Annotated in this window: 22 protein-coding genes, 2 pseudogenes and 3 riboswitches; of the genes and pseudogenes, 14 read left to right on the top strand and 10 right to left on the bottom strand. The window is 39.9% G+C overall.

Annotation, left to right across the window (positions count from 1 at the left end; all coding sequences use genetic code 11):
- Window positions 1-11: 11 nt before the first annotated feature.
- The 6 genes and pseudogenes from ACKTT2_RS06645 to ACKTT2_RS06620 all read left to right on the top strand — a co-directional run.
- Window positions 12-411, top strand: a pseudogene (locus ACKTT2_RS06645) (chlorophyll a/b binding light-harvesting protein); the annotation flags it as partial.
- A 200-nt stretch (window positions 412-611) separates the two neighbouring features.
- Window positions 612-884 carry a hypothetical protein gene (locus ACKTT2_RS06640; protein WP_407885171.1) on the top strand — a complete coding sequence of 91 codons (273 nt, stop codon included), beginning with the start codon at window positions 612-614 and terminating at the stop codon, window positions 882-884.
- A gap of 32 nt (window positions 885-916) precedes the next feature.
- Window positions 917-1,324, top strand: a complete 408-nt coding sequence (locus ACKTT2_RS06635) for a class I SAM-dependent methyltransferase (RefSeq protein WP_407885170.1) — start codon at window positions 917-919, stop codon at window positions 1,322-1,324.
- A 23-nt stretch (window positions 1,325-1,347) separates the two neighbouring features.
- Window positions 1,348-1,422: pseudogene (locus ACKTT2_RS06630) on the top strand (hypothetical protein); the annotation flags it as partial.
- Between the two features lie 15 nt (window positions 1,423-1,437).
- Window positions 1,438-1,773: a hypothetical protein gene (locus tag ACKTT2_RS06625; RefSeq protein ID WP_407885169.1), complete on the top strand. Its 336-nt coding sequence runs from the start codon at window positions 1,438-1,440 to the stop codon at window positions 1,771-1,773.
- A gap of 333 nt (window positions 1,774-2,106) precedes the next feature.
- Window positions 2,107-2,298, top strand: a complete 192-nt coding sequence (locus ACKTT2_RS06620) for a 2-oxoisovalerate dehydrogenase (RefSeq protein WP_407885168.1) — start codon at window positions 2,107-2,109, stop codon at window positions 2,296-2,298.
- Window positions 2,299-2,310: 12 nt separating this feature from the next.
- Here ACKTT2_RS06620 and ACKTT2_RS06615 read toward each other — a convergent pair whose 3' ends face one another.
- The 4 genes from ACKTT2_RS06615 to ACKTT2_RS06600 all read right to left on the bottom strand — a co-directional run bounded on the left by ACKTT2_RS06615 (window position 2,311) and on the right by ACKTT2_RS06600 (window position 6,372).
- Entirely contained in the window at window positions 2,311-3,333 is a 1,023-nt protein-coding gene (locus tag ACKTT2_RS06615; RefSeq protein ID WP_407885167.1) for an ABC transporter ATP-binding protein, read from the bottom strand.
- Window positions 3,330-4,394 carry an iron chelate uptake ABC transporter family permease subunit gene (locus ACKTT2_RS06610; RefSeq protein WP_407885166.1) on the bottom strand — a complete coding sequence of 355 codons (1,065 nt, stop codon included), beginning with the start codon at window positions 4,392-4,394 and terminating at the stop codon, window positions 3,330-3,332. The genes ACKTT2_RS06615 and ACKTT2_RS06610 overlap by 4 nt, the downstream gene beginning before the upstream one ends.
- An 85-nt stretch (window positions 4,395-4,479) precedes the next feature.
- A complete protein-coding gene (locus ACKTT2_RS06605; protein ID WP_407885165.1) occupies window positions 4,480-5,763 on the bottom strand; it encodes an ABC transporter substrate-binding protein in 1,284 nt (427 codons plus the stop codon).
- Between the two features lie 162 nt (window positions 5,764-5,925).
- On the bottom strand, window positions 5,926-6,372 hold the full coding sequence (locus tag ACKTT2_RS06600) for a DUF1636 domain-containing protein (protein ID WP_407885164.1): 447 nt from the start codon (window positions 6,370-6,372) through the stop codon (window positions 5,926-5,928).
- A 23-nt stretch (window positions 6,373-6,395) separates the two neighbouring features.
- Window positions 6,396-6,538: riboswitch (cobalamin riboswitch) on the bottom strand.
- A gap of 75 nt (window positions 6,539-6,613) precedes the next feature.
- Here ACKTT2_RS06600 and ACKTT2_RS06595 point away from each other — a divergent pair.
- From ACKTT2_RS06595 to ACKTT2_RS06585, 3 genes are all read left to right on the top strand, one after another.
- Complete coding sequence (locus tag ACKTT2_RS06595; RefSeq protein WP_407885163.1) at window positions 6,614-6,928, top strand: DUF6932 family protein; 315 nt, start codon at window positions 6,614-6,616, stop codon at window positions 6,926-6,928.
- 128 nt (window positions 6,929-7,056) lie between these two features.
- The gene (locus ACKTT2_RS06590; protein WP_407885162.1) at window positions 7,057-7,566 is read left to right on the top strand and encodes a DNA-binding protein; all 510 of its coding nucleotides are present in this window, start codon (window positions 7,057-7,059) and stop codon (window positions 7,564-7,566) included.
- Between the two features lie 32 nt (window positions 7,567-7,598).
- Window positions 7,599-8,207, top strand: coding sequence for a hypothetical protein (locus ACKTT2_RS06585; protein WP_407885161.1), 609 nt, complete (start codon window positions 7,599-7,601; stop codon window positions 8,205-8,207).
- Window positions 8,208-8,355: 148 nt separating this feature from the next.
- On the opposite strand, the gene ACKTT2_RS06580 is transcribed toward ACKTT2_RS06585, so the two are convergent.
- From ACKTT2_RS06580 to ACKTT2_RS06565, 4 genes are all read right to left on the bottom strand, one after another.
- Window positions 8,356-8,931 carry a hemerythrin HHE cation-binding protein gene (locus ACKTT2_RS06580; protein ID WP_407885160.1) on the bottom strand — a complete coding sequence of 192 codons (576 nt, stop codon included), beginning with the start codon at window positions 8,929-8,931 and terminating at the stop codon, window positions 8,356-8,358.
- Between the two features lie 140 nt (window positions 8,932-9,071).
- Window positions 9,072-9,947 carry a (2Fe-2S) ferredoxin domain-containing protein gene (locus ACKTT2_RS06575; RefSeq protein ID WP_407885159.1) on the bottom strand — a complete coding sequence of 292 codons (876 nt, stop codon included), beginning with the start codon at window positions 9,945-9,947 and terminating at the stop codon, window positions 9,072-9,074.
- A gap of 96 nt (window positions 9,948-10,043) precedes the next feature.
- A complete protein-coding gene (locus ACKTT2_RS06570) occupies window positions 10,044-12,128 on the bottom strand; it encodes a TonB-dependent receptor plug domain-containing protein (protein ID WP_407885158.1) in 2,085 nt (694 codons plus the stop codon).
- Between the two features lie 288 nt (window positions 12,129-12,416).
- A complete protein-coding gene (locus ACKTT2_RS06565; protein WP_407885157.1) occupies window positions 12,417-12,848 on the bottom strand; it encodes a DUF1636 domain-containing protein in 432 nt (143 codons plus the stop codon).
- 23 nt (window positions 12,849-12,871) lie between these two features.
- Window positions 12,872-13,014, bottom strand: a riboswitch (cobalamin riboswitch).
- 507 nt (window positions 13,015-13,521) lie between these two features.
- Here ACKTT2_RS06565 and ACKTT2_RS06560 point away from each other — a divergent pair.
- A complete protein-coding gene (locus ACKTT2_RS06560; RefSeq protein WP_407885156.1) occupies window positions 13,522-13,908 on the top strand; it encodes a hypothetical protein in 387 nt (128 codons plus the stop codon).
- Window positions 13,909-14,051: 143 nt separating this feature from the next.
- Here the strand turns inward: ACKTT2_RS06560 and ACKTT2_RS06555 are convergent, their stop codons facing one another.
- Entirely contained in the window at window positions 14,052-14,498 is a 447-nt protein-coding gene (locus ACKTT2_RS06555) for a QcrA and Rieske domain-containing protein (RefSeq protein ID WP_407885155.1), read from the bottom strand.
- A gap of 469 nt (window positions 14,499-14,967) precedes the next feature.
- On the opposite strand from ACKTT2_RS06555, the gene ACKTT2_RS06550 reads away from it, so the two are divergent.
- Both ACKTT2_RS06550 and ACKTT2_RS06545 read left to right on the top strand, forming a co-directional pair.
- A complete protein-coding gene (locus tag ACKTT2_RS06550; RefSeq protein ID WP_155744378.1) occupies window positions 14,968-15,213 on the top strand; it encodes a type II toxin-antitoxin system Phd/YefM family antitoxin in 246 nt (81 codons plus the stop codon).
- Window positions 15,210-15,608, top strand: a complete 399-nt coding sequence (locus ACKTT2_RS06545) for a type II toxin-antitoxin system VapC family toxin (RefSeq protein WP_407885154.1) — start codon at window positions 15,210-15,212, stop codon at window positions 15,606-15,608. Before ACKTT2_RS06550 ends, ACKTT2_RS06545 begins: the two co-directional genes overlap by 4 nt.
- Window positions 15,609-15,890: 282 nt before the next feature.
- On the opposite strand, the gene ACKTT2_RS06540 is transcribed toward ACKTT2_RS06545, so the two are convergent.
- Window positions 15,891-16,112 (bottom strand): type II toxin-antitoxin system HicB family antitoxin, encoded by a 222-nt coding sequence (locus ACKTT2_RS06540; protein WP_407885153.1) that lies wholly within the window; start codon window positions 16,110-16,112, stop codon window positions 15,891-15,893.
- Between the two features lie 146 nt (window positions 16,113-16,258).
- A riboswitch (cobalamin riboswitch) is annotated at window positions 16,259-16,401 on the top strand.
- 321 nt (window positions 16,402-16,722) lie between these two features.
- Between ACKTT2_RS06540 and ACKTT2_RS06535 the strand changes: the two genes are divergently transcribed.
- Window positions 16,723-17,133, top strand: a complete 411-nt coding sequence (locus ACKTT2_RS06535) for a DUF1636 family protein (RefSeq protein ID WP_407885152.1) — start codon at window positions 16,723-16,725, stop codon at window positions 17,131-17,133.
- A 204-nt stretch (window positions 17,134-17,337) separates the two neighbouring features.
- The coding region (gene metE, locus ACKTT2_RS06530; RefSeq protein WP_407885151.1) for a 5-methyltetrahydropteroyltriglutamate--homocysteine S-methyltransferase at window positions 17,338-19,187 on the top strand (1,850 nt) is incomplete at its 3' end.

The following is a 19,187-nucleotide window of genomic DNA, read 5'->3' as shown; positions in this document are numbered from 1 at the left end:
AAAGCGACATAATGCAGACATACGGTAATTCCAGTGTTAAATATGATTGGTGGGCAGGCAATGCTCGCTTTGCTAACCTCTCCGGTTTATTTCTTGGCGCTCACATCGCGCAAGCAGCACTGACGACTTTGTGGGCTGGGGCTTTTACTTGGTTTGAAATTTCTCGTTACAACCCTGAAATCCCAATAGGAGAACAAGGACTGATTTTACTTCCCCTGGGTGGGGCTAATCCTGATTGCAGGGGGTATATGGCACATTGTTGTGCAACCTTTTGGTTGGGTACGACAAATTTTTCCCATAGACAATAGCGATGAAATCCTTTCATACAGTTTGCTTGGGTTAGCTTTAATGGGTTTTATTTCTGCTGCTTTTGTGGGTAACACAACAGTTTTCCCTATCAAGTTTTATGGTGAAAACCGTTTGGCAATGGCAGATATCCAGTTCTTCTTGGGTGTATTGGCTTTTCTAGGTTTCATTTGGCACTTTTGGCGATCGCGTCAAGAGGTTAACTCTTAATTGAGTGCATTCAACATTAGCTAAGTATCATTTCATGCCTGTGGCCAAACACTATGAACTACAGGCATTTTTATAAAAGATGAGGATAAGTAATTATGATTACAATCTTTTGTGCTTTTTGTGCATGGGGAATTCTACTTTTCACCATTTGCAGTGTATGGCGAACTCTCAGCAAAGGAACAAATTATGTCAAGATGTTGCATCAAATTCCTTGTACCGGTTGTGAGTATTTCACAAATGATTATCGATTAAAATGTACAGTACATCCTAAAAAAGCTTGCTCGCTGGAGGCTCTTGGATGTATTGACTTTGAGATGAAAACGAGTTGCTGTAATGCTACCCAAACAGGCAGACGAAAACCGTATTAAATTAAACTGACAATTGCAAATTTTTCCTGAAAATGCAGCAAAATACGAGCAAATACAAGGTTAATCTAGGTACAGTTCAGGAAACTTTGTTCATGACTCTTTGGGCAAGAGGTACTGAAGCAGGCAAACCAGACCCCATTCTTAAAGATACAAAATCCGTTGAGGTGATGAACCAAATAGACTATGACTTTTCTAAATTAGCAACAGCTACAGGAAGTCAGATTGGTATTTGTTTGAGAGGTCAGATTTTAGACCAATGGGTACAGTCTTTTCTCAAAGATAATCCTGATGGTATTGTTGTTGAAATTGGTGCTGGATTAAATACACGTTTCGAGCGAGTGGACAATGGTAGTGTGCGCTGGTTTGATTTGGATTTACCAGACGCGATCGCGTCGGCGAGAAAACTTTTTTCAAGAATGCGATACGCCTTTAGGCGTTAAGCTCCGCTTATCGCCGTCGATTCATTGCCGCCTCAGCGTTAGATTCCCATTGGGTTGATATCGTAAAAAAAGCTGGCGCTCGACCTGTGATGTTCGTGGCAGAAGGGGTGTTAATGTATCTAACAGAAGAGCAAGTTAAACATCTATTTGCACTTATATATCAACATTTTCCTAGTTCATACTTTGTCTTTGATTCTCTGTCACATTTTATGGTGAAACATCAAAAGCAACATGATGCCATGAAATATTATGAAGCTAGATTTCAATGGGGAATCAAAGATGTCCGTAACATTAATAATTGGAACTCTCATTACCAAGTTTTACAGGTCAAAACGCTCTACGATACACCGCCTAGATACTATCGTCGTATGGGATTCATCAACAATTTGATATTTAGAGTTCCGCCGTTTAGTCGTATGTATCGCCTCAGTCTTGTCCAACTTAGTTGAGAAGGACGATCTCGCAAGTCCCGAAGACCGGGCAGCAATTGTTACAACTATTTGGTGTAGATAACTACTAAACGCTTTCTCAAAAGGACGTTGGAAAGTATTAAGTGAATACAATTTGATACTAAATTACCTAAATGAACTTTCTGAAAATAACTTGCGAATGATTTCGTTTGTATAGCCGTAATTTCCTAATTGATAGGCTGCACTAAATTTTACCTTTGATTTAAGCAAGATGACTACACATCTTCTCACAATTCAATTAGGAATGCTATAGTAGTCAGTAGTCAAAAAAAAGTAAAAACACTCATGTTCCGCACTCTCAGAGGTTTTTAGATGAGTGAAATTGTTTTTTTGGTCGAAGATGACCTAGACGGTGGCTACACTGCTAGAGCACTTGGTGAGTCCATTTTTACACAAGCGGATGACTTGGAAACATTGAGAGAAATGATACGGGATTCAATTCAATGTCATTATCTTGATGAGGCAAGCCGCCCTAAGATCGTCCGCTTGCATATAGTGAAGTAGTATGGGCGATCGCTATATCGGAAACAATTTGTTCAAGAATTGAATGAGTGTTTGTATATCGTAATATAGAAATTTGTCATGATTACTTATAATATGCCAAATAACTTGTTCTTTTGTGATTATGACTTCCACACAAATTGGTGCTAAATTCCTATTAGTCTGAACGAGAAATCCGGCTCGTTGCAAGGCGCGTTTTGTCCATACTGCTTCTACACCCTCACCCACCAAATCAACTACACCACGTACTTGTGAATTAAGATGAAACTCTCCAGAAGCAATATCAAATTCCACTCCTTCACTGCGGAAAGTTTCGGCAAACGCACCACTTAAAACTAAGTCTTCTGGTGCGCCAACGTGCAAACTTCCATTGCTTGCTAATAACCAAACTTTGTCTGCTAAACGTAAAGCTAAATTGAGATCGTGGGTGGATAAAAGAATCGCTTGGTGATTTTGCCAAGCAATTTGACGCAACAATTGCATAATCTCCACGCGCCTGGGTAAATCTAAAAATGCTGTTGGCTCATCAAGTAGCATGACAACAGGTGATTGTGCTAAAGCACGTGCGATCGCAATTTTTTGTCGTTCTCCGTCACTAAGTTCGCTAACATGGCGTTCTGCTAAGTGTGTTGCACCGACAGATTTTATTGCCCAAGTGACAATAGCTTCGTCTTGCGGTGTTAACTTTCCCCACCAATCCGTGTAGGGATAGCGTCCTAAAGTCACAAAGGTGTAAGCTGAAAGCATTCCCACATCTATCTTCTCAGTCAGTACCAAGCTGAGACGTTTGGCTAATTCTTGCGGTGGTAATTTGTAAACATTTTCTCCTAACAGCTGCACTTCCCCTCCAATAGGAGGTTGCATTCCAGCAAGCGTCCGTAGTAAGGTTGACTTACCTGCTCCATTGGGACCGAGTAAACAGACGAGTTCTCCTGTTTGAAGCGACACTGAAATATTGGATGCAACGTTTCGGAATGTTCTTCGCGATGTGTTGTAACCAATTGTCAGGTTGTGAGTTGTCAGAATTGCATCACTCATGTAGGAAAAGATTTTTGCGAATTGCGTTTTAAAATAACCCAGGTGACTACAGGAGTTCCTATTAAGGCAGTAATCGCATTTAATGGTAAAACGATCTGACTTCCCGGTAATTGAGAAATTAAATCTGCAATTAATGCTAAGATAGCACCCATCATTGTAACTGCTGGAATCAATACGCGATGATCTGAAGTGTTAAATAAACTGCGACATAGGTGGGGAATCGCGACACCCAAAAAGGCGATGGGACCGCAAAAAGCAGTAATTGCTCCCGCTAAGACAGACGCACTAGTAATAATCGAAAATCTGGCTTTTTGTACCGTTAACCCCATACTACGCGCATAAGATTCTCCAAGTAACAGTGCATTGAGTGGTTTTGACAGCAATAGCGCCATTAATAAACCCAAAAGTATGACAGGAGCTAAAATAATCATTTGTGTCCAAGTTACACCCGCAAAACTGCCAAAAGTCCATATGAGGTAAGTTTGAATGCGTTCCTGGGAGCTAAAATTTAGTAAAATACTAACAATGGCACTGGTAGCGTAGCCAAATAATAAACCTAAAATCAACAGTGTCATTGTGTCGCGGACTCGGCGAGCAACAACTAACATTATTCCTAAAACTGATGCTGCACCAAGACTGGCTGATATAACTAAACCAAAGTCGCCAATTATGCCTAAATCTTTTAATAATGTTGGTATACCTGTAGCGCTAGCTGTGAGGACAACTAATGCAACTCCTAGACTCGCTCCAGAACTGATTCCTAAGATAAATGGTCCCGCTAGGGGATTTCTAAATAAGGTTTGCATTTGCAAGCCACTGACTCCTAATGCTGCACCTGCAAGGGTTGCAGTGAATGCTTTGGGTAAGCGAAATTTGAGAATGATGCTAGTCCATGTAGTTTTTTCTGGTTGTTGTCCTAGTAGGATTGTGATGACTTGATTGAGAGGGATTTGAATTGAACCAAGAGCTATATCGAGTAGGAAGGCGAGAATGAGGGTTAAGAGTAATGTGGAGAAGAGAAGTAGTGGTATGGGGATTTGAGAGTTTTTAAAAGAGGGCATTTTAATTATATGAACCGCGTTCGTGTAACGTGTCCGTAAGGACATAGGCGCGAAGTACAAGGGAGAAAGAAAGAGAGTTTGGAAGTTAGGAAAGTTTACGATAGTATGTTAGCTTGCGATAAGCCGGGTACGGCTTGCGCCAAGGGCGAACGCTTAGAATTTCTGGATGCAAGATTTTAATTATATCGGATAAGACGAGATGGGGGTTGCTAATGCCGCTTTCCCAGTAGTCATTGCCATCACTGGAGTTAAGACGAGCGTTGTTGTTATAAAGGTTTCCGTTTTTTACTGCTTTAAAAGTAGCATAGCGGCGATCCTCAGTGAGTAAGTCTTTTCTTGTTTTCCAATATTGGCTACCGTTTAACCAATAATCGGCATTGGCGGCACGTTCAAAAACTTGTTCAAAGGATAATGGTAAGGAACCTAATGATTTATTATCTTTCCACACATAGTTTGCACCTGCATCAGCTAAATATTGGGCAACATAACTGTTTCCTCCCGGCATATACCAAGTACCCTTTGAATTGAATCCTACAAATACGGTTGGACGATTTTTAATAGCTTTTGCTTTGGCGGAGACTGTTTGATATTGTTTTGCCACTTCGTTGAAGATTTTTTCAGCTTTTGCTTCACGGTTAAAAAATAAAGCAGTAAACTTTAGCCATTCTGCTTGTCCTAATGGAGAGTATTCCATGTATTCAGCGTTAAGAGCTACTTTTAAACCTACTTCTAGTAGTTTGGGGTAGCTATCAATTTCTAGACTACCGACTCCATACGTTGTCACTAAATCAGGATTTAAATCTAAGATTTTTTCTATATTGACATTAGTATTATTTCCCACCGAGGCAATTTTACTGGCTTGTATTTTCTGAACAACACTAGCAGTATTCACTTTACTGATATCGCTAACTCCAAGAAGTTTATCTACAACTCCTAATTTATCTAAATGAGGTAAGTGAGTTGTTGACAGCGAGACAATTGTGTTTATTGGTACTTGAATAATTTGTGTTTCTTTATATCCTTCTGGTATTGGTGTACCGCATTGAACGAGAACGTATTGAAAAGTCACGTCAGCATTTCGCCAAGGATTTTTGATTGTAACAAGTTTGTAATTATTGCGATATTCTACTACAAAGCCCTTGGCATATTTAACACTCGCTTTTTCCGGAAAGTAATTAATTGTAGGTTTATAATTTTGAACACATCCTTGGAGAACGTTGGTATTGGAAGAGAAAATTGTGCCATCAGTCAATTGATTAGTATCGCTTATTTTGGTTGACTTGTGACAAGCTATAATCAAAACAAAGATTAAGACTATCTGGCACAAGAAGATTAGGGGTTTAAATTTTAGTAATCTTGCACCTATCATGTATTTGATGTTGGTAGGTAAGAATGTTCGATTAATTTGTTTCCTTCAACTAAATGCTGGTTGACAATCTTTTCTGCGACACTAAGTACCAATGCGTCTAAATTGGTCTAGATCTCAAAGTTTTACCTTAGACTAATCCCAGAGAGTGCATTTATCAACGAATTATAGAAGAATTGAGGGTGCCAATGTGAAAGCGATCGCTTGTAAAATAATAATTGTTATCATAGCCATCGGAGGAATTTTTGCCAAGATCCCTTTTTTGAGAGGTTCCGGTCTTTCTGCCCAAGGCAACAATCCCTGCGGATGAGTGTGATACTTACTGGCGCACTCCAACACACTCAGTATTGCTGGAAGAGGCAAATCTGGTGATAAATCACCAAAAAGATAAGTGTATTTACTACTTGCTGCAAAACAAATAACACAAGAGCGATTGCAAGCACTCATACATTCTACAGGCTGAATTTCAAACTCTGACTGCAATTCCCCATCAGAGTTCAATTCCTGCAATCGCTGTAATAATTTTTCACCACCACTTACGCCAACTCGCTTTCCACCCTGCCATACACTAGCGCAAGTGGTACAAACAAACATTATATGTTGCACTTTCATCTATACCTCGTAGATGGGCATCAATAGAAGTTAACTTATCGGTGGGCGTTCTGACTAAAAAGGAAAACCTTCATTACAGCTGCGGGACAGCGCCGGATTTGCACCGGACTTTCCCCGTTACCTCTAGTGGCTGACCCCCACTAGAACCGAATCGTTTTTTCACGATATCACAGTTTTGTAGTTTCTTTAAAAGATTTATTTTAATAGCAGATAATTAATATATTTGTTAAGGTGTGAGTGAATGATTCCTGAATTTGATGAAAATGGTAATTTACCACTAGGAGTGTATTGGGCTGAATGGAAGGAGTTTAAAGAAAGATTCGGTTACAATAGGCGTCGTAGGCTGTTAATAGATGGCTTAGAAATGGCAATGTTGGATTTACAAGCAGCAGGGTGTAGAGTAATTTATATAAATGGCAGCTTTACCACAATAAAATCAAACCCAGTAGACTTTGATGCTTGTTATGATAATGAAACAGTAGATGTTGATTATCTCAGAGTCAACGCCCCTCAATTGTTTAACTATCATGACCGTGCTGGACAAAAAGCTCGATAATAAGGTGAAATTTTTCCATCTAACCAACTTGTCGGTAACTATGGAGAAAATTCATTTGAGTTTTTTCAAACGGATAGAGATAAAAATAGAAAAGGCATTATAGCTATAGATTTAATGAGGTGGGAATTATGATTAAAAATGAACATCAATATCAAGTTAGTCAGGAAAGGATTGCTAATTATAAAAAAACTACAATGGATAAAGATGAAGCAGCTATTCAGAAAGACTACACGCGGTACTTACAGAATCGAGGAGCCTTACAATGTCACATAGAACAGTTAGAAACTGAAATAGCTGAATACGAAACACTAATTAATAGTACAAATAATCAACCAATTACAATAAAAGTAGAGTCTTTTCATAAATTACCAGATACTTTAATCAAAGCTAGAATTGCTGCTAAAATTAGTATTGATGAACTGGCTACAATGTTAGGTATTGAAAGCGCACGAGTTTTGGAATACGAACAAACTGATTATCAATGTGCTAGCTTTGTCGAAATCCTCGAAGTCATCACAGTATTAGGTATAGAATTTGAAAATGCCACTGTACGTGTAGACTTTGAAGAAATAGAATATGTCAAGAAAGTTATTGAAAAATGGGATAAAGAAAAAGCAAGTGCAACGAGTAAAGTGTAATAACCCAAGTAGCTAGTTAGAAAGCGGGCGGTATGTCATATAGTGACTTTAAAAACATTGAGCAAGCAGTCTCCGCTCTGGAGTTGACAGTTGAAGATATTCCCCATCTGTTTAGTGCGATCGCGCCTGTTGAACCTTCAGAGCGTCTTAGGCAAACTCTTGATGAGACTCTAGACTTAGCTGCCAGTATTAGTACAGAAAAGGCTAGATCTGAATTGATTATTACACCAATTTTGCTAGAAGTACGGCGAATCTTTAATTATCAACTAGGCTACTTCTCTGGTAATACTTTTAATGTGGATGATTCTAAGGGTTTAACAGGAGCGTGTGACTTTATACTGAGCGCTGCAGCCAATCAATCATTGATTACTGCTCCGGTGCTGACGATAGTAGAAGCAAAGGACAATGATATCCGAGTCGGCTTGGGACAATGCGTAGCTCAAATGGTAGCGGCGCAAATATTTAATATCCGTAAGGGAAAGGAGCAACAAATTATTTATGGTGCTGTCTCAACGGGTACAAACTGGAAATTTTTAATGCTAGAGAACCAGTTAGTCAAAATTGATTTGACTGAGTACTTTATTATTCAACTTGATAAAATCCTGGGTATTCTTGTGGAACCGTTTAGAAGCTGTTTCTAGTAAAGGTTCCACAAGAAAATGCAGCTTGTCTAGAGCATTGGTACAGCGATCGGACTCAACCCTGTTTCTTCGAGTTAAGCATACCAGATATCAAGCTTGACCACAGAGAGAAACTGGGTTTTTGCCCTCGTACACTCTAGAAAAATTCTCAATTGGTTAGACCGTCAAACACACCCCTTAAAGCAGCGACAGCATCTTGAGCCCGCGCCCAAACACTCTGATCTGGGTCTTTACCTGTTAGTTCTCGCGTACCCAAAACCTCTAGGACTGCTTTCAATTGCTCTTGATGAGCACGATTTTTGAAGTTTACTTGATTTAAAGGACCGATCGCCTCTTTAACATCTTCACCAACCACTTGAGCTGCTTTATGGACAATTAAGCCAGTCATAACCGCTTGGTGTTTAATCCTTTCATGGGCTGAAACTTTTTGGTACAACGTTAGCTCAGTCCCGTCCATCAAACGGTGTACTTGATCGACATATTGCCGTATACTATCTCTAGGCTGAACTGAACCACTAAACTTGTCTATCACTCCCTGAATGACTGCAAGGTCTTGTTGGTCATCTTTAATAAAGTCATTCAAACGATTACTGATTTCACTATCACTGCTTACAGCTGGCAGTAATTTTTGTTCAGTAGCAATTAGCAACTCCTGTAGCGCTTTTAGATCTGCCAGTTCAGTAGCAATAGCAGAGCGCTTTGTATCATCCAAAGTTACAACCATACTGGCTTTTCCTTAAATAATTTAGAGCAAGATCAGTATCTCACTAATCATTAACTCTTCGCATCCTTCTTGCGATATATTCTCATCTGCTAAATAAACTTAAGGTGTCATTTAAGCAATAAAATCACCATACACACCTATTATGTATTCGATACTGGTGGGTAAGAATGTTCGGTTAATTTGTTTCCTTCAACTAAATGCTCGTTGACAATTTTTTCTGCGACATCTGGATTGACACGAGTGTACCAAGTTCTATCCTCTGAGTAAAATACAACTGGACCTAGTTTGCAAACTTCCAAACATCCAGAAGTTCTGACTTCCACATCTAAACCTGCTTTATCAACTGCTGTTTTTAATGCATCATAAACAGGTTGCCATTTTTGTGAAGGAAGACAGCGACTAGAAGTACAAACCGATATGTAAGAATGTTTCAGGGGATTTTTGTGAAATGGTATGGGTTTATTTCCCAATACATAAATATCCCGAAGCTCTTCATACAATTCTAATTTAGATAAATCAGGTTTACCTTCTGGTAACAAGTTTTCTCCCTCTACTAATGGATTCGGTAATAAGATTGTCATCAATTGTTCGTCAGCACCATTCCAAAATTGAATTCCCCAACTTCTAGGTTTTCCCTCTGCGTTAAACCGACGATAAAAAGCTGCACGGCTGACTTGGCGCTGTTTCCTTAATTCTAACGGCGTATTACAATGGGGACCTCCTAAATTTGCTTCAATACACAGATGCAAGTGCCAACCTTCTGCAGCAACTGTTAGATATCCATCATAGAGAATACAAAGTTTTGGAGGAGCATTAAATTCTAATTCTAAAACACTTCCTTGTACAATATGACCTACTCCTACTTGATGCCAGTTTTGCTGAAACAGAGTATATAACAGTGATGAAAGCACATCAGTACTACAATCAAAATCTTCATATTCTATCTTTCCTCCAGTTGGTGAAGGTTCGGAAATAATACGATTTAATGGTTTGACCCAAGGATTGAATTCAGTCATAGGAATTTTGGATTTTGGATTTTATATTTTGGATTTTGGATTGTTAGTTGAACCACTAACCACTGTACGGGCGCAAGGCATTGCGCCCCTACTAACCTAAAAAGTCGAATTTATACCTACTTGAAAAACTCTACCTGCATCGGGAAATCCAGGAAATAACTGATATCTTTGGTTAAAGATATTGTCCACGCTACCTGTGATTACTACTTTATCACTTAAAGGAACCCTTATTTTAAAATCAAAAGTTGTATACCCAGGTAAAAATTCAGTATTTGTATTATTGGTTGGATATGAACCTAGGGAATGCATCAGGATTCCTGTATATAATCCTTGAATTGTTTCATAAGAGATTCCCAAATTTAAACTATCTGCACCAGCAAACCTTAATTCATTGTCTTCCTCATTAGGATTGACACTTTCTAAAATGCGAGGTTCATTAAGCGTGTAGTTCACAAAAGCATATACGTTTTTTGCCAGTTGTACGTTCAAAACTGCTTCAAGCCCCAAGGTGCGGACTAAACCAATATTCTCGTATGTAGCTACGGGAACAGCAAAGTTATAGGAAATCAAATCTGATATTGTATTGCTAAAGAAAGTCAAACGCAATAGACCAAAGTTCCCAAGTTTCTGGTCAATTCCTACATCATAGCTGTCTCCTTTCTCTGGTTTTAAATCTGAATTACCCACAAAGGTAGAACCTCTAGCATACAAGCTTAAAAGGGTGGGTGCGCGAAAATTCCTGATGTAGTTGGCTCTTATGGTAGTAGAGTCTGTAAGCGCTAGTTTTGCGCCTACACTGGGGGATGTGAAGGAGCCATTCACTAGGCTGCTAAAATCTTGGCGTATGCCAAAATTTATACTGAAGCTTGGGGTAAAGTTTATTTCATATCTAGCAAACAATGCTCCTTGATTAATACTATCGTCGTAACTAACTGTTTGTTGGTTGTTGAAATAGGTGAAGGTGCTGTTACGTGCTGATACACTGCGGTAATCAAAGCCATAAACCAATGCTTGATTTTTAGTAAAATTCCAACTGTGTTGTACTTGCATTCCGTAAGAATTTTGCTCGTTATCAAACCTTCTTTGAGCGTTAAGTGCTCCAGTACGACTATCAAAACGGGTGTTAAGAAAATCTGCGTAAAGTTTCGCTGTAAGTAAGGAATCCTTTCCTCCTCCTAGTTTTGAGTTCCAAGTTAAATCAGTGAGAACTCGATCTGTGTATTTCCGATCGTTATCGGTTAAGGAGTTAAAATAACCTTGTCCAAACACGGGAAAGGGTATGGGAACTCCTCCTGGAACTCCTTGGTCTTTTGAAAGATACAGAGTTGAAAGAGTTAGGGTATTGCGATCGCCTATATTTCCTTCTAACTTGACATTGAAGTTATTGTATAGAGTTTCGTTATTTTTTCTAGTGCCTTCAAAGTTAGCTTCTGGAATAGAATAGGGATAATTGTTATCAGCTTGGGTGCGATTGTACCCTACAACCCATCCGATATCTCCTGCTTTCCCGCTATTTTGAATAGTCTGTTGATTAAGCCCATACGCACCAACTGTGACTCCCGCTTGTGTTGTTAATGTCTTTGTTGGACGACGGGTAATGATGTTAATGACTCCTCCAATTGCAGAGGAACCATAAAGGGTAGAACCTCCTCCCGGTAAAACTTCTATTCTTTCAACAATGTTGCTAGTCATTTCTGAAAGGTCAAAACTGCCACTTCCAAGATTGTTAATTGGTCTCCCATCTAGCAAAATTAAGACTTGTTCGGAGTTTGAACCTCGAATAAATTGACCGCTTAATGCGTTCACTTCTGTCCCAGCTGTACCATCAGGTAAAATTCCAGGAAGAAATCTCAGTGCTTCTCTGACAGTTCTCGCTCCCTGGGCTTCTATTTCTTCTCCTGTAATGACATAAATTGGACGGGTAGAATCTTTGACTGTTCCTTCTCTCCGAAAGGGAGTGAATACAGGTTGATTCAAAACCTTTCCTGTGACATTCAGTTCGATATCTGGTTCTTGTTCGCCTGTTGGTGTTGGTGTGCTTTGGGCGATGGTCGTAGTATGAACTGGTTGCTTGTTTTCTTGTGCGATCGCGCAGTGATTCCCACAGAGCATCCCCCAAGTGACTGTAAAACTAGATATAAAGAGTTGGTTTCTCCAACTGAGAACACGCAGGTTATCCATTTCTCTCCTCACTGACTCGACTCATCTAGAAGCCACTCTCGATCTTGATACTGGATAGGTAAATAACTAAGCACCAATGCGTCTAGATTGGTCTTTAGCTTAAAGTCTTACCTCAAACCAATCCCCACAGTGCATTTGTCAACAAACTGTAGAAAAATTGAGGGTTGTGTCTATGTGAAAGTCATCAATATTAAAAAGATAACTGTTATCATCCCAAGTATTTGTCATTCTGCACAGGAGTTATATCACTGCATAGCCTGCAAATTCATTGTGTTGTCCACTAACTATTTATCCAACAGGAATCTGCGCCTTTTGGGAATTAACTTGCATAGGTATAGGTATAGGAGGAATTTTTGCCAAGATCCCTTTTTTAAGAGGTTCCTGTCTTTCTGCCCAAGGCAACAACCCCTGGGGATGAGTGTAATACTTACTGGCACACTCCAACACACCTGCTATTACTGAAAGAGGCATATCTGGTGATAAATCACCAAAAAGATAAGTATATTTACTACTTGCTGCCAAAGAAATAACACAAGAACGATTGCAAGCACTCATACATTCTACAGGCTGAATTTCAAACTCTGATTGTAATTCCCAATCAGAGTACAATTCCTGCAATCGCTGTAAGAATTTTTCACCACCACTTACGCCAACTCGCTTTCCACCTTGCCATACACTAGCGCAAGTGGTGCAGACAAACATTATATGTTGCACTTTCATCTATACCTCGTAGATGAGCATCAATAGAAGTTAACCAATCGGCGGGTGTTCTGACTAAAAAGGAAAACCTTTATTACAGCTGCGGGACAGCGCCGGATTTGCACCGAACTTTCCCCTTTGCCTCTGATGGCTGCTACCCATCAGAACCGACAGTCATGACTTAGGTTACCATAGTTACTGTCTATATGTAAATTTCGATTAGTAATAATTTTGATAAATATTTGAATTCCCGATATCACTTACGGACTCTGGGATGTATACACGTATCACAGTTAACACGCATAAGATATCCAACGTCAAGGTTCACCGCCATAAAGGAAGGATTTTCTAGCTGCTAAATCTGACTTTGTGCATGAAATGAAGCGATCGCGCACGAGGCAGCGTGGATAATGGAAGAATTTAGCAACAGAAGATACTGCATTGACATGACTGCCTCCCTTACAAATAAAATTTCCATTATCTATTTGTATGAACGGAACAGGCTTGGCAAATTATGGTTCATTAGAATTCAATATGCTATGGTGATTGGTTGCAACTAACAAACATAAGGATGAATTTACATTGTGAAAGTCTATCCGGGCATAATGTAAGTGAGTTAGTAATAAACACTAACAGCCTCTAGCTTTTCTCGTTATTTGCAATTCTGTCAACATTAAACACTTTAGGAGAATAAATGAAGAAAGTTTTATCTGCATTGACTTATCACCCAGCCACTCTAGTTTCTGTTGTTTCATTACTGATGAGTCCTAAAGTCGGTCAATCCGCCGAACCAGTCAACGTACAACCACAAGAACGTACTGAATCCCCAAATCAAACAGTATCAGCCCAGAACCTTAAACCTTGCGCCAGACATGACAAGAAAGGTGTAATACACTGTGCTAAAGCTGAACAATTATCAAAAGTCAGGAAGGGTGTACCAGAGATTAACACTGTCAACGCCACTGAAAAAGAATTACTCAATGTCACAGATGAAGAAAGTGATGCTGCTGTAGCTATATTCGGCTGTGATTGTCCGGACTCAATCAATTGCTTGCGTCGTCTGCGGAATCAATTGCCATAAAAACCTACACTTTTTTGAATTTGTTTGTAGAGCCAAAGATTTTTAGTTTCTTGGGTGAATTTTTAACAGTAGGGTAGAAGTGAATTCTATCCTACCATATGATTTCGTTGTTCCGTACAACCGCTAATTTTTTATTGACTATTTTAGGTAGATTGGATATTACGTACCAGCACTGAACGCCCCTGTATTTTAATAGCATATTTATTCAGTGGTTTGGTGGCGGGACCGTTTAATACCTTGCCATCAACCCCAAATTCTGAAGCGTGACAGGGACATAAGAAGATTTTTTCTTGAGATTCCCATTCCACTATGCAACCTAAATGGGTACAGGTGGGGTTAACAGCAATTAAGTTTTGACTTTTTGATGTCCCAATTATCAGAACCGGACCAACGGGGGATTTTTCGTTTAACAACTGACCCGTTTTATCTAACGCCTCCACTGTCCCAACAGGAAACCAATTCTCAGATATTTTTGACTTTGGTTTCGATTGAGGTGATGGTTGTGCTGCATAAGTAGTTGCAATAGCGATTGGTAAGTAATTTGCCACCCAACCTACACCAAACAAAACTATAAAATCACGACGGGTCATAGAATTTGAAAGATTTTAGACGCTAACAATGCGTCTAAAGACAGGTAACATCCCACCCAGGTTCCTATTTACTAGTTATAGTTCAAATGTTCTAAGACTTAATTAAATTACATCGCGTCCTGCTCATCGGTTGGTAAAGTTTTTAATCAGGCGATCGCCTGCTCAAATCGCTCAGTCATGTGTGATACCTAATAGACATCTGGTGGAAAAAATGTAAGGGCACAATGCCTTGCGCCCTTACTAAGACTTTCGGGTAATGCATAATTAATTTCTGGATATTCGCGATCGCATGTCTATCAGTCAAAATACCGGAAAGTTTCTAAACAGGCTTCTATTTAATTGAAAGCACGTTCAACGGCTTAGTTCTGCTGCATTGCTTGCCAGTTGCTCATGATTCTAAACTAATCTGACCTTGCAGAATTGCCACAACTAAACTAGACTTAGTTTATAGACTTAGTTTTTTAAGATTATGGAAACTGTAAATATCCATCAGGCTAAAACAAACCTCTCTCGGCTACTGTCCCGTGTGGAGCTTGGAGAAGAAATTGTTATTTCAAACCGGGGTATTCCAATTGCAAAGCTTGTTCCATTTCGGACATCGTTAGATCGACGATCTAGTTTGGGAAAAGACCGGGGACTGTTTATCGTACCAGATGACTTTAATGCTCCTTTACCAGAAGATATACTAGCGGCATTTGAGGTTGGTGTAGAGTGAGACTTTTATTGGATACTCAATGCTGGTTATGGTGGTTTGCTCAACCAGAAAAGCTGAATGAGAACGTGATTGAACAGATTGCGGATGAAACCAATGAAGTCTGGTTCTCTGTTGCCAGTGTTTGGGAGATGGGAATTAAGGTTTCAATCGGTAAGTTGCCACTGCCAGAACAAATAGATGATTATGTATCTACTCGTATGACTCAACTAGGAGCTAGATCGTTAGAGATCACCGCTTCTCATGCTTTGCGGGTAGCTGCATTACCTTTACATCATCGCGATCCTTTTGACAGAATGCTGATTGCACAAGCTCAGGTAGAAGAAATGACTCTTGTGAGTGCGGATTCAACATTTAATCAATATGAAGTCTCTTTACTCCGGGCAGCTAGTTCTTAGTTTTTATCAAGCTTGAACGCACCCCAACTAAAGCTTTGCTTATAGTTGGGGTACAGATCGCTACGCAATCCGTTCGCGTTCGCGTAGCGTGTGCTTTGCACATAGCGTGCGCTCCGCGCATAGACCACGCAACGTTCCCAGAGTTACAGGCGTCCTCTGTGTGCCGTGGAAACTTTTGTCCTCGTACACTCTAGAAAAAGTTTCGTCCCCCATAATTACGGCATACCAATAACGGGCAGCGATATTGTATGAATTTGGGAGCATCTACTGGGAACTTTGCCATTAAATCGCAACCTTAGCTTCAGCAATAAAGACTTCAGCAGGAAACGTATCTTCCAGGATTTCCTTGCCAAAAATTTCAAGGTAGCAAGCGATCGCTGATTTGACATCTGTCAATGCCTCCTCATATGTCTCTCCTTGCCCAACTACCGCACCCACAATGCCAATAGGGTAAGCGACATAACCATTAGGGTGTTTTTCAATAATAATTTTGAATTGCTTCACTGTATCTCCTGCAGCTGTTTGCGTCTACTGATAGCTCGAGCGTAACGTAAAGGTAACATCCCACCCAGGTTCCTATTTACTGCTTATAGCTCAAATTTTCTGAGACTTAATTAAATTACATGCTAGTAAACTACAAAACTGTGATAGGATTTAAAAAATGATTCGGTTCTAGTGGGTAACAGCCACTAGAAGTAATGGGGAAAGTCCGGTGTAAATCCGGCGCTGTCCCGCAGCTGTAATCAAGGCTTGCCTTGTAAGTCAGAATGCCCGCCGACTAGTTAACTTCTGCTTCAATCTACGAGGTTATAGATGAACGCTACTATAAGTATTTTCACGTTCGCTCGGTTTTATTTCTTCATAGCTCCAAAGATACACTTCAAGTTACAGCTATCTAGGAAACGATAGAAGTTTATTTTACGATATAAATTCCGCTCCGAGCTTTAGGTGTCATTCGTTCTAGTTCTTCTAGACGTAAGTGACTGTACTACTAGTCAATTGCTGCTACAAATTTGCAATAAGGATACTGCACAGTCAGCAAGATAGGAGTTCAGCGTTAGCAACGCTGGATGATATCTGCAGTATGGATTTCCTCCTACAGACTTCAAAATCAATGATTAACAAACAGCATACTTTATTTGTTTGCACGACTTGTGCTAGCGTCTGGCAAAATGGCAAGCAAGTTGGTGAAAGCGGTGGTCAACAACTACTGCAGCAGCTTCAGGAACTTGCATTCAACTGGGAATTGCGAAATAAATTCTCAGTTCAGGGAGTTGAATGCATGAGTGCTTGTAATCATTCTTGCGTTATTGCCTTTGCTGCACAAGAGAAATTGACTTATCTGTTTGGTGACTTACCAATAAATGATAGCGCCGAAGCTATTCTAAAATGTGCCAGTCAATACTATGCTAAACCCGATGGTTTACTGCCTTGGTCAGAACGACCCGAACGACTGAAAAAAGGGATTTTGGCAAAGATTCCGCCACTCAGTAAGTGGGCAAAATTAAATATAACCTGTTGCTAACTTCACAAGACATGAACATAATTATTATCAGTTTTGTCTTGATTGCATTTATAACTCCTCTGGTGGTGATTAACTACTGCTAGAGTTTTTACTGGTGTTTTCATTTAAGTTAACAATCAATCGACAGTTGGAACTGTGTTTTATAACTGTCTAGTTTGGTTGTGCATATTTTTACTTGACTCATACATTCAATTGAAAGAGAAAATGATAATTCAAACCGCGACATTAGGCTATCCCCGCATTGGAAAAAACCGGGAAGTGAAGAAAGCATTAGAAGCATTTTGGAGTAGAAAATTAGAAGCAGAATCACTACTAGAAACTGTACAAGTAGTGGAAGAAGCTAACTGGAAAACTCAGTTAGATGCAGGGCTTGAAAAAATCGGGATTGGAGACACAACACTCTACGACCATGTACTTGACTGGGCGTTTCGTTTTGGTTTAATTCCCGCAAGATTCCAACAGTTTTCCGGCTTAGAACGCTACTTTGTAATGGCGCGAGGGAAAGAAGGAATACCCGCCCTTGAAATGACAAAGTGGTTCGATACTAACTACCACTATCTTGTACCTGAAATTGCCTCAGAAACACAGTCAGCCGATTTCAACGATTTTTTAGAAATAGTCCGTCGCGCCCAAAATATCTTAGGTAAAAGGGCAATTCCCATCATACTTGGTCCCTGTACACTCTTGCGCTTAAGCAAACTAGAATCAAATATTGACGAGGTGGTAACAAAGCTAATACCACTCTACGTTAACTTACTTACAGAACTGAAAAATTTGGGAGTAGACGAAGTGCAAATGCACGAACCTGCCTTAGTTCTGGGTGATGCCAATTCCTGGAAAGAACACTTCCAAACAGTCTATAACTCATTGGCTTCTGTAGAACTACCCTTACATCTAGTTACTTATTTTGATGACTTAGGAGAAAGCTACCCTTGGGTGATAGAATTACCAGTCAGTGCAATTAGTTTGGACTTCACTCGCGGACGGAACTTAGAGTTAATTAAAACTCACGGTTTCCCTGAAAATAAGCGACTGGGATTAGGAATTATAGATGCGAGAAACATTTGGCAAATTCGCCCAGAGAAACTTCTCCCTGTATTGCAAGAGATTGTAGACAATTTACGTGTAAAGTCTCTAGATATTCAGCTATCGGCTTCTTTGCAGTTTATTCCCTACGATGCTCAACGAGAAAAACAACTGCCATCAGCATTAAGAAATGTTTTAAGTTTTGCAGAACAAAAGCTTCAAGAAGTGGTGTTTTTAGCTCGAACAATAACAGGAGAAAACACCAAAATCGAGCAAGAATTTTTTGAGTCAAGCTGGAGTAAATTCGAGCAATTTAGTCCAGTCAATGACTCAGTTCAAGAAAGACTAAAAAATCTGACAACTGCTGATTTCCAGCGCTCCTTATCCTATGGATTGCGTCTTGATTCCCAAATTCCTCTTCCTCTGTTTCCGACAACCACAATTGGCTCCTTTCCCCAAACTTCTGAAGTACGCCAACTCCGGGTGCGCTACAAACGGGGTGAGTTGAGTCAGTCAGAATACCTTGCTGCAATTGATGTTCAAATCGCCGGGAGCATTAAACTACAGGAGGAATTAGAGTTAGATGTTCTAGTTCATGGTGAATTTGAACGCACTGATATGGTGGAATTTTTTGGACAGCAGTTATCAGGCTTCGCTTTCACCGAAAATGGTTGGGTACAAAGTTACGGTAGCCGTTATGTTCGTCCGCCAATTATTTACGGTGATGTGGTTCGCACTGCGCCAATGACAGTGCGTGAGTTTAAAGTAGCTCAATCATTGACTGAAAAACCTGTCAAAGGGATGTTGACAGGTCCTGTAACTATCTTAAATTGGTCTTATGCCCGGACGGATATTTCTCGTCAAGAACAAGCTTTTCAAATTGCTTTGGCGTTGCGGGATGAGGTAGCGGATTTGGAAGGTGCTGGTGCAAAGGTCATTCAAGTAGATGAACCAGCGCTACGTGAAGGTTTACCTCTAAAGCCTCAACGGTGGAGTGAATATCTTTCTTGGGCTGTGGATGCATTTCG

Origin of the sequence: Scytonema hankhaensis NUACC26, assembly GCF_045865695.1 — a bacterium.
In the GTDB taxonomy this organism is placed as follows: domain Bacteria; phylum Cyanobacteriota; class Cyanobacteriia; order Cyanobacteriales; family Nostocaceae; genus Scytonema.
This window is presented reverse-complemented; position numbering and strand designations above follow the sequence as displayed.